This window comes from Desulforamulus aeronauticus DSM 10349, from assembly GCF_900142375.1.
Taxonomy (GTDB): domain Bacteria; phylum Bacillota; class Desulfotomaculia; order Desulfotomaculales; family Desulfotomaculaceae; genus Desulfotomaculum; species Desulfotomaculum aeronauticum.
Genome location: NZ_FRAR01000004.1, coordinates 264,791 through 274,542 on the forward strand (window position 1 = coordinate 264,791; position 9,752 = coordinate 274,542).

Consider the following 9,752-nt stretch of genomic DNA (forward strand, 5'->3'; position numbering starts at 1 on the left):
TTTCCCAGCGTGCAAAAGTTAGCAATATTATATAACATTTTTTCCCTTTCGGCATAAGCGATTTCCATATACATCAAATAGTGGTTTCAGCTTGGCTCGTAACTTGGTATAATATTTGTTGTGTCTTACGTTGTATTATAAGGGAGTGTTTCACATGTCTAAAAATAATTTAGAAATAGCTTTATCACCATCCGGACACCAATACGATAAGGAGTTAGCCAGGGTAAAAATAAAAGTGTCTCCATCTCTTCAAGCCCTGATTGCTAACCAGTTGGATTTCATAGAAATGATTGAAAAAAGCAACCTGGAAAGTCATATTTTTATTGAACAACACAAAGCAGAACTTTATCAGTTAGAAGAAGAAGTGTCTCAGGCCTTTGGTGAATATGTCTTAAAAAAAGAAAGGGCCCGCGAGAAAAGACTACAAAAAAAGAATGATACCACCCCTGAACCTACAGTAGATATTGAAAGAGACTTCGAAAATAGCCTCGGTGAAACAATGGGGAGCAATTCTTCTGATCTTGATGATCTGCCTTGGTTTTCCAATGATTCTACTCAAGACTCCTCCCCAGCAACAAAAGAGGGTGCTTATGAAAGAGAAAGTCTTGACTTTGACCCTCTAAATGATCTGGATAAAATGGCTGACAAGCTAAGTCCCGGTCTGCCATCGGCTAAATATACCTCTCCCACCGTGTCGGTCGAACAGAAAGCCGATATCGATGTACGGCGAGTTGCTATTGGAGCATCCGTAAAAGCCTTGGTTGACTTTCTAAACAGACCTCTGACAGAAGAAGAAATTCAAACCATTGAAAAACAGGTAGACTCATATTTGAACTAAGAAATACCCCTACAGCACAGACTGTAGGGGTATTTCTTAGTAAACTAAATGTTATCGAATCATCTGATAGGCTTCTAAGATCTTAGGTACCACTTGCTTTTTCCTTGACACTAAACCTGGGACAAATACCCCTTGTTGGGAACTAACCTGAAAGGCAGTGGAAATTACACTATTATTTTCTGCATTAAATAGCAGATAAGAACCTTCTTTTAAGATATCGGTGATTACCAATAAGGTTAAGAAATAATCCTTATTCTTATGGGTTTCAGTTGCAAAATCAATAAATTGACTCTCCCTGTTAAAAACATCCTCAATATCAAGAGTAAATACCTGAGAAATTCCCATTTTATGTTCTTCTAGGTTAAATTCTTTAAAATCCTTATAAAAGATTTCCTCAACGGAAATACCCTCTAATGATGTACCCACCTTGAACATATCCATTGCATATCGTTCTAAATCCAAGCCTAAAATAGAGTTTAGCTTCTCAACAGCTAACCGATCCTTTTCTGTAGTAGTTGGTGATTTAAATAATAATGTATCTGAGATAATACCAGATAAAAGTAGGCCTGCAATTTCCTTCGTTAAACCAATCTGATACTCTTGATACATCTCATAGATGATGGTACAGGTACTCCCGACTGGCATATTTCTGAAAGCTATCGGTACAGTGGTAGCTATATCACCAATTTTATGATGGTCAACTATTTCTAAAATCTCTGCCTCTGCTAATCCATCGGCACTTTGAGCATATTCATTATGGTCAACTAAAAACACCTTTTTCTTTCCCGGTGAAAGGATATGCTTTTTATTAATAAAACCCAGTAATTCATTGTCATCATTAACCACCGGGTAATTTCTGTATTGTGTCGAAATCATCTCTTCCTTTATCTCATCTAAATATTGATTCTCATTAAACTTAAGTAAGCCCTTTTGTTTCATGATGGAAGAAACATAGTTACACTGACTTATTAGCTTTGCAGTGGTATAAGTATCTAATCCAACCGAAATAATCGGTATCTTCTTTTCTTGCGCTAAATCCAAGTATTTTTGCGGCAGTTTATTTACGTTAGTTAGGATAATTGACTTTACTTGAGTACATAACGCATATTCTATAATGTCGTATCGGTCACCGACAATAATAATGTCATCTTGACCAATGGATCCCTGAATCGTTTTATGATAATAAGCAATTACTGATATTCTTCCATCTAATGCTTTACCCCCCACTTCGCCAACTAATAATTGACCTTGCAAATCGTTAACAATGTTGGTTATCGAGGTATGCAGCTTATAAAAGTCCCCTGTAATCAATGCCATCGCGATATCTTTCATGGTGATAATACCCAATAAGCGGTTTTTGTCGTTAACAACTGGCAGGGTCTTTACGTTTAGTTTTTCCATTAAATTATAAGCTGATAAAATAGAAAGATCGGGTTTTATGCTGGGCACAATATCATAATTTAAGTCCTTAACTTGGGTTTTTACATTTTTTATTTCCAAAGGAATTGGTACCTTAAAGTGGTCCAGCACAAACTTGCTTTCTCTATTGATATTTCCAAGAACGCAGGGAGTGGTATCGTATCCCAACTTATTCTTTAAATACGAAAAAGCAATAGAAGCAGTGACTGAATCTGTATCAGGGTTCTTATGTCCAAATACTAAGGTTGCCATAATTTTCTCCTCCATTTAAATAATAAAACCCCTATCCCAATAAAGATAGGGGCTTGTTTATCAAAATCATAGGGTATGTCTAAAATATATTATCATTCCAGAGAGTTCATAACAAGTAACTTTTTATAACTAGGCCGACTATTAGATTTGCTTTTTCAGTTTTCTCTTTTTTCTCTTTTATCAAGCACTTTTTTTAATTCATCCTCAGTACTTTCTTGCGCCAATTCAACACCGGAACGATAGGCTGCCCTACATATTAAATGACCGGCTACCGGGGCTGTTAAAAAAACAAAAACGATGCCTAATAATAGGCGTATACTAACGATATCCTGTGTCTGCCAAAAATAAAGAAACGTTCCTAGTAAAGTACAGAGAACCCCCAGGGTGGTACTTTTCGTAGCCGCATGGGTACGGGTATATACATCTGGCAAGCGCAACATACCAAAGGCACTTAATATACTTAACGCTGTACCTCCGAGGATTAGTACCGTTACAACAATTTTAACAATCACGCTTATACTCAATAATATACCCCCTTTCAATAAATTTTGAAAAGGAGATCGTGCCAATAAAGGATAAAATGCCAATTAATAAAATTATATCAAAGAAAGCATGGGTATTTAGCAAAATAGAAAAAATAGCCACCCCTGCAATGATATTAATTCCGATGGTGTCCAAGGCCACCACCCGATCAGGCAGAGAAGGTCCCTTGATAACCCGGTATAAACCCACCAAGATGGAAACAGTTAAAAAAAACAAAGCAATCAGAAGTATCCTTTCAAACATTAGCGGGTCACCTCCATAATCGCCTTTTCAAAGGATCTTGTCGCATGTAACACAGCATCCCTAGATTCAGGTATATCCATCACATGAATATAGCAGAGATTTCCTTCGGGTACTACTTCCATCACCACAGAACCTGGTGTCAATGTCAATAATAGCATTAAAGTAGTAATCTCCCAATCCCCTTTTAGTTTCGTCGTAAGCTTAAATATACCCGGCGTAATATTCATTTTAGGGCGTAGTATTTGTTTTATAACCAAAATACTAGATAATATTAACTCTTTAATAAATATAAATATCAGCTTAATCACAGCTGTCAACCTTTTGACGTAAAAAACCGAAGAGAAGAACCTGCGCATGAAAAAAATCAAAGCCAGTCCGACCAAATAACCACTAAAAAAGGTTAAAAATCTCCACTCATCTTGAAGAAACATCCATAAAAAAGCAATCAATAAATTCAATAAAACCTGGCTTGGCAGGTTAATCACCTCTCTCTAATGAGCCACCCTAGGGGCTCTTTAGTACCGCCTTAATATAAATATCCGGGTTCATTAAACCATTAGCTGCTTGGTCAATATAAAAAGTAATTCCTTCAACCCCTAACCCGAAACCAATACTCACCATGGTTAGAAGAATACACGGAAATAGCAGACCTGAGGTAGTTCCTTTCTCCTGTTCCTTACTTAAATAAGTCTCTCCCCAAAACCCATTGACAAAAATCTTCATAACAGAATATAAAACCATCAAGCTTGACAAGAGACCTATCACTGCCAGCCAGTAAAACTCCGCCTCCATTGTCCCCTTGATTACTAAAACTTTGCCGATAAATCCGCTCAAAGGTGGTATACCGGCTAATGCCAGCACAGTAATAAAGAACATCCAGCCCAAGAGCGGATGGTTCCGAATAAGCCCACTCATCTCCTTCAGTTTGCTGGTGCCGGCAATTCCTATTATTGTCCCGCCTAACAAGAAAAGGAGTGCTTTAACAATCATGTCATGTATTAAATAATAAATACCGCCAGCCACTGCCGTAGATGTAAATACCGCCAATCCAGAGACGATAAAACCAACCGCAATAATCACATTATACGCTATTATCTTTCTGATATCCCACTGGGAGACTGCTCCTATCCCCCCTAAAAGCATGGTCAAAGCCGCCATCACTCCTAGCAGCAGATGGGTTATCTCTGGTTGGTGATAAAAGACCAAGGTAAACATGCGAAAAAGGGCATAAATTCCTACCTTCGTTAACAATGCCCCAAATATTGCGCCAATGGCAGTGGGTGGGGCAGCATAGGACCCAGGCAGCCAAAAATAAAGAAACAGGGCTGCTTTCAAACTAAATACAACTAAAAATAATATAGCCACTGTAGTTAATAGGCCCTGTTGCCCCACTTCAGCAATCCGAACCGAGAGATGAGCCATGTTTAAGGTGCCCGTAATGGCATATAGGTAAGCAATTCCTAAAAGGAACATGGTGGAAGACATAATATTAATGAGTACATATTTAATTGATTCCCTTAGTTGTACTTTCGTTCCGCCTAGTGAGATTAGTACATAGGAAGAGATTAGCATAACTTCAAAGCATACAAAAAGGTTAAACAGATCCCCCGTTAAAAAGGAGCCATTAACTCCGGTAATCAAAAACAGCATAAAGGGATAAAAATAAAATTGCTCCCTTTCTAGGCCAATTGAGTTAAAGGCAAATAAAATGCATCCGAAGCTTACAATACTGGTGGTTAGTATCAGTAGCCCCGAAAACATATCTATCACCAAAACAATCCCAAAAGGCGCTTCCCACCCACCTATTGCCAGTGTCTGAATCCCATCATCAGCAACCATCTGCAACAGATAGGCGGCAACTACTCCGGTGGAAAAAATCGCCACTATACTAAACCATCTTTGAAGCAGGATATTCTGCCGAAAAATCACCAGGAAAATTCCTGCTAACAGCGGAATCAGTAATGGTAAAATCACTAGGTTATTCATCCGCAATACCCCTTAATTTATCAATGTTGTCAGTACCTAATTCCTGATAGCTTCGATAAGCCAATACCAAGAAAAATGCTGTCACTGCAAAATTAATCACGATGGCAGTTAAAATAAGGGCTTGGGGCAAGGGATCTGTATAGGATACATTCTCACCTCTTACGATAGGAGGCATGCCTTTTTTTAATCCTCCCATGGTAATAATCAAGAGATGGGTACCATGGGCTAAAATTGAGGTTCCCAATATAATTTTTAAGAAATTCTTAGATAAAAGCAAAAAAACTCCCACAGTAAAAAGTACACCAATAAGTAAAGCCATTAAAGTTTCCATTCTAGGCATCCCTACTTATACTTAAAATGATGGTAACACCTGTTCCGACAACCGCCAGAGCTACGCCTAAATCAAATAAGACAGCCGTTGCCAACTCGGTCTTGCCAAATATGGGCAGGTTAAAATAACCAAAAGCTTGGCTTAAAAAAGGTTGATCAAATAATATAGACCCCATACCAGTTGCAACTGCAATAAATACCCCTACTGCAGCAACAACTTTAAAGTCCACAGGAAGCCCCTCACGCACCGTTTCAATATCAAAGGCCAGATAAAGAAGTGTTAACGCAGAGGCAATAACCAAACCACCAATAAACCCGCCACCCGGTTCATGATGACCGGCCAGGAACAAATAAATTGCAAAGGTAAGGATAATAAAAGTAACAATTTTAGTCACCGTTTGCAAAATCACATCGTTTGGTTTCATTTATTATCCCTCCTGGCCAAAGGCAGTTTTATCAAAGAGTAAACACCTAAACCGGCAATGGATAGTACCAGTATCTCAAGCATTGTATCAAAACCCCTGAAATCTACGAGAATCGCATTAACTATATTGCGAGCTCCTGCCAACTGGTAGGAATTTTCAAAAAAAGTGGAAATAGGGTCAACCAAAGGATTACTCTGGGCTGTCAGGGCAAGCAGTGTAACCAATACGCCAACCCCTAAAGAAACAATCAGGTTAGCTGCTCGCAAACCAACTCCCCCTGTTTCTCGCCCCAGTTCCGGCAGGTGATAAAAACATAGCAAGAATAAAGCAACCGTCACTGTCTCTACCACTAATTGTGTTAAGGCCAAATCTGGTGCTCTGAAGATTACAAAGAACATTGCTACCACAAAGCCGATAACTCCCACACCAATAACAGCTGTTAAGCGCGATTTGGTCAACATAACCAAAACTGCAGCGCCAATTATCACTAATATCAGGACAACTTCGTAGGCACTAACTGGTCCATTGCCGGAAGGATTAAAGGTAAAGTTATTTAATAGCACCATCGACCCACCGACAACAACTACAAAGAAAATAAATATATATAGCAAGTAGTCACGGACAATTCCCGTCATATATGTCTTGGTAATTTTAGCGGCCAGCTTTTCCATGCCAACCAATCCTCGATCGTAGATATAATTAAAGCTAATCTTTTCGGGCAGATACTCATATATCCCTGACCACTTTGGGAAAGAAATATACAAAAGCATACCCACCACTGCAACGCCAAGGGTCATAAACACTTCTGTTGTCCAGCCATGCCAGATTTTAATATTATTTTCAAACCCGCCACCTTCCAAAAGACCTGGTAGAATTGCCTTCATAGCTGGTTGGAGCAAATTATTAGAAATAATATTGGGGAAAAAGAAAAACAAAATTACCAACGACGCTAGAAATATTGGCGAAATTAGCATTCCTAAGGGAGCTTCATGGACCTTTTTCTCATATTTATTGGGCTTATATTTGCCGGTAAAGGTTTTCAACACCAGAATCATGCTGTATATAAAGGTAAATATACTGGCAATCCAAGCTAGGATCGGTAATAAAATACCCCATGTTTCCAAATGAAATATATTTAACCGGGCTGCTTCTAAGACACCTGTGAAAAATAGTTCCTTACTAAGGAACCCATTAAAAGGTGGAAGTCCAGCCATTGAAAAACTACCAATGATCATTAAAGTAAAGGTTATGGGCATAATGTTCATTAGTCCACCCAGTCTGCGAATATCCCGGGTCCCGGTTTCATGGTCCACAATACCCACCACCATAAACAAACAACCCTTAAAGGTAGAATGATTTATTAAGTGGAATAAGGCCGCTAATATGGCGGTGCTGGCATATAATGAGGCAGAACCTATCCCTAGCAAACACATAATTAGACCCAATTGGCTGATTGTAGAAAAAGCCAGCATGGCTTTTAAGTCGTTTTGCTTAACTGCCGAAAAAGAACCCCATAATAAGGTAATCATACCGGTACCTGTTACTAACCAAAACCATTCAATAGTACCGCTAAACACAGGGGTGAATCGAGCCACCAAATAGATACCAGCCTTAACCATAGTGGCCGAATGCAGATAGGCACTAATCGGAGTAGGTGCTTCCATGGCATCAGGCAGCCATATGTGAAAGGGGAATTGCGCCGATTTTGTAAAGGCGCCAAGGAGGATTAATAGCATAGAAGGTAAAAATAATTGATGCTTCACTATCATTTGATCTGCTTCAATCATTTCTCGAATGCTGAAGGTATTTGTCATGATCGATAGTAGGATCAAGCCTGCCAGCAGTGCTAATCCACCAATTACTGTGATAATCAGGGATTTTTGTGCTCCATAACGGGATTGTTTCCGTTGATACCAATAAGCAATTAACAAAAATGATGCTATGCTGGTTAATTCCCAAAACATGTATAAGATAAAAATGTTATCAGAAAAAGCTATGCCTAGCATAGCCCCCATGAAGATCAATAAATAAACATAAAAGTTATGTAAGGCTTCGCGTTGTTTCGACATATAATATATAGAATACAGGACTACCAATGCTCCTATTCCTGAAATAAGTAGACCAAATAGCAATGTTAATCCATCTACATAGGTACTATAATTTATCCCCAAAGTAGGAATCCAGGGAACTGAATTAACCAGTTTTTCCCCTTTAGCGATTATGGGAATTAAATTTATCATATATATAAATATTCCAGTAGGTACCACTAACACAAACCAACCAGTATGAATACGTGGCATATATCTATAAAGTAAGGGAACTAAAAGGGCAAATAAAAAAGGAACTAGAAGAGTAAAATAAAGCAAAAGCAAATGATCTCCTTTCATGAGTTACTTTTTCCACAACTGTTTATCCATTGAGCACATTATGCTCATAATTCAAATACCTACTCTATTATTATATACTAATTTTCCCTTCTATGCACGTAACGGTTCCCCTAAGAAGTATAATCATAATTGATATTTTTTTTCGCTCATTATATAATAACTAAAGTCTGCCTAGTGGCTATCTAGCCAGATAAGTAAGAGAGTTGATACTTCAACATACTTAACTGAGTGAGGTGATCTGAGATTGAAAATACAAAGAGCCAGAGTGGATGAAAAAATTCTTGTATGTGTATATTACGGACCCAATGGGGAGCGTCTAATCCATCGAGGTTGTAAAATTGCCAATATGCTGGATTGTCCTCTTTATATATTAACCATTGATCCACTACCCATTGACGAATTGGACGCTGAAAGATCCGATTATATCAGTAGGTGGCAGCAGCTAGCAGAAGAAAATGGCGTGGAAGAATTTATTATTAAAGATAATGAAAAACGAGCTGTACCCAAGGTAATCGCCGACGTGGCTAGGGAAAAACAAATCACCCAGATCATCATAGGTCAAACAGCTCAAAGCCGCTGGGAGCAAATTACCAAGGGATCCCTTATCAATACTTTATTAAGGGAAATTCCTTTTATAGATCTCCATGTTATCTCTGTGGCACGTACCATTAGGGGCCTACAAAATAGGTTTGAAAAAGGTGTTCGTGCCTATTTAATTAAAGAAGGTGACGGCTACAGTTTAAGTTTCGTCCATACCAAAGAAGTGGTCTATGAAGGTATCTTCTTCAAAGAAATAGGTACAGATTTCGACAATGGCATATTTAAATTTATGAAGGATAACAAAATGATGCAGGTGTATGTCAATGAAGATTATGTAAAAGAGCTTAAAAATGTTTGTATCACAGAGTAGAGGACTAAGGGCCATTGGCCTTTAGTCCTTAGCATTATCTTGAGAAAGCAACTTTGTGAGATTCCTTTTCTTTTGGGTCTGTCTATGGTCCCTTAGCCTTTTGGCGCTTCCCCTTCTCAAACCTTTTATGTTCCTGTAAAGCAACAACTATATGATTTTTGTAGGGGCGACCTTTGGTCGTCCGTAGGACTGGTGCTAACACCCCTGCGGACGACCAAAGGTCGCCCCTACGTTTTTAGGCAAAATAAAAAGCTCAGCAGTTATGATAAACTGTGAGCCTTTTTAAAATTACTCTGGCGACGACCTACTCTCCCAGGGACTTGCGTCCCAAGTACCATCGGCCCTGAAGGGCTTAACTGCTGTGTTCGGGATGGGAACAGGTGTACCCCCTCCGGTATCGCCACCAGAAATCTTATGCT

General features: G+C 38.8%; 10 protein-coding genes and 1 rRNA gene. 2 read left to right on the forward strand and 9 right to left on the reverse strand.

What is annotated here, in order from left to right; translation table 11 throughout:
- The first annotated feature begins 154 nt into the window (after positions 1-154).
- The gene (locus BUA78_RS01245) at positions 155-838 is read left to right on the forward strand and encodes a hypothetical protein (RefSeq protein ID WP_072910458.1); all 684 of its coding nucleotides are present in this window, start codon (positions 155-157) and stop codon (positions 836-838) included.
- A 51-nt stretch (positions 839-889) separates the two neighbouring features.
- On the opposite strand, the gene BUA78_RS01250 is transcribed toward BUA78_RS01245, so the two are convergent.
- The 8 genes from BUA78_RS01250 to BUA78_RS01285 all read right to left on the reverse strand — a co-directional run bounded on the left by BUA78_RS01250 (position 890) and on the right by BUA78_RS01285 (position 8,423).
- The gene (locus BUA78_RS01250; RefSeq protein WP_084082256.1) at positions 890-2,509 is read right to left on the reverse strand and encodes a putative manganese-dependent inorganic diphosphatase; all 1,620 of its coding nucleotides are present in this window, start codon (positions 2,507-2,509) and stop codon (positions 890-892) included.
- Between the two features lie 155 nt (positions 2,510-2,664).
- Positions 2,665-3,033 carry a Na+/H+ antiporter subunit G gene (locus BUA78_RS01255; protein WP_072910460.1) on the reverse strand — a complete coding sequence of 123 codons (369 nt, stop codon included), beginning with the start codon at positions 3,031-3,033 and terminating at the stop codon, positions 2,665-2,667.
- Positions 3,011-3,295, reverse strand: a complete 285-nt coding sequence (locus BUA78_RS01260; RefSeq protein ID WP_072910461.1) for a Na(+)/H(+) antiporter subunit F1 — start codon at positions 3,293-3,295, stop codon at positions 3,011-3,013. The genes BUA78_RS01255 and BUA78_RS01260 overlap by 23 nt, the downstream gene beginning before the upstream one ends.
- Entirely contained in the window at positions 3,295-3,780 is a 486-nt protein-coding gene (locus BUA78_RS01265; protein WP_238456674.1) for a Na+/H+ antiporter subunit E, read from the reverse strand. The genes BUA78_RS01260 and BUA78_RS01265 overlap by 1 nt, the downstream gene beginning before the upstream one ends.
- A gap of 19 nt (positions 3,781-3,799) precedes the next feature.
- Positions 3,800-5,281: a Na+/H+ antiporter subunit D gene (locus tag BUA78_RS01270; protein WP_072910462.1), complete on the reverse strand. Its 1,482-nt coding sequence runs from the start codon at positions 5,279-5,281 to the stop codon at positions 3,800-3,802.
- Positions 5,274-5,612 (reverse strand): Na(+)/H(+) antiporter subunit C, encoded by a 339-nt coding sequence (locus tag BUA78_RS01275; RefSeq protein WP_072910463.1) that lies wholly within the window; start codon positions 5,610-5,612, stop codon positions 5,274-5,276. The genes BUA78_RS01270 and BUA78_RS01275 overlap by 8 nt, the downstream gene beginning before the upstream one ends.
- Position 5,613: 1 nt before the next feature.
- Positions 5,614-6,036 carry a Na(+)/H(+) antiporter subunit B gene (locus BUA78_RS01280; protein WP_072910464.1) on the reverse strand — a complete coding sequence of 141 codons (423 nt, stop codon included), beginning with the start codon at positions 6,034-6,036 and terminating at the stop codon, positions 5,614-5,616.
- Positions 6,033-8,423, reverse strand: a complete 2,391-nt coding sequence (locus BUA78_RS01285) for a Na+/H+ antiporter subunit A (protein ID WP_072910465.1) — start codon at positions 8,421-8,423, stop codon at positions 6,033-6,035. Before BUA78_RS01285 ends, BUA78_RS01280 begins: the two co-directional genes overlap by 4 nt.
- A 244-nt stretch (positions 8,424-8,667) precedes the next feature.
- Here BUA78_RS01285 and BUA78_RS01290 point away from each other — a divergent pair, with 244 nt between their 5' ends.
- The gene (locus BUA78_RS01290; RefSeq protein ID WP_072910466.1) at positions 8,668-9,333 is read left to right on the forward strand and encodes a universal stress protein; all 666 of its coding nucleotides are present in this window, start codon (positions 8,668-8,670) and stop codon (positions 9,331-9,333) included.
- A gap of 291 nt (positions 9,334-9,624) precedes the next feature.
- Here BUA78_RS01290 and rrf read toward each other — a convergent pair.
- A 5S ribosomal RNA gene (gene rrf, locus BUA78_RS01295) occupies positions 9,625-9,741 on the reverse strand.
- Positions 9,742-9,752: the final 11 nt, after the last annotated feature.

Bases quoted from the DNA above. Each gene is read 5' to 3' on its own strand.
- BUA78_RS01245 (WP_072910458.1), top strand. From the start codon at position 155: ATGTCTAAAAATAATTTAGAAATAGCTTTATCACCATCCGGACACCAA.
- BUA78_RS01250 (WP_084082256.1), bottom strand. From the start codon at position 2,509: ATGGCAACCTTAGTATTTGGACATAAGAACCCTGATACAGATTCAGTC.
- BUA78_RS01260 (WP_072910461.1), bottom strand. From the start codon at position 3,295: ATGTTTGAAAGGATACTTCTGATTGCTTTGTTTTTTTTAACTGTTTCC.
- BUA78_RS01270 (WP_072910462.1), bottom strand. From the start codon at position 5,281: ATGAATAACCTAGTGATTTTACCATTACTGATTCCGCTGTTAGCAGGA.
- BUA78_RS01275 (WP_072910463.1), bottom strand. From the start codon at position 5,612: ATGGAAACTTTAATGGCTTTACTTATTGGTGTACTTTTTACTGTGGGA.
- BUA78_RS01280 (WP_072910464.1), bottom strand. From the start codon at position 6,036: ATGAAACCAAACGATGTGATTTTGCAAACGGTGACTAAAATTGTTACT.
- BUA78_RS01285 (WP_072910465.1), bottom strand. From the start codon at position 8,423: ATGAAAGGAGATCATTTGCTTTTGCTTTATTTTACTCTTCTAGTTCCT.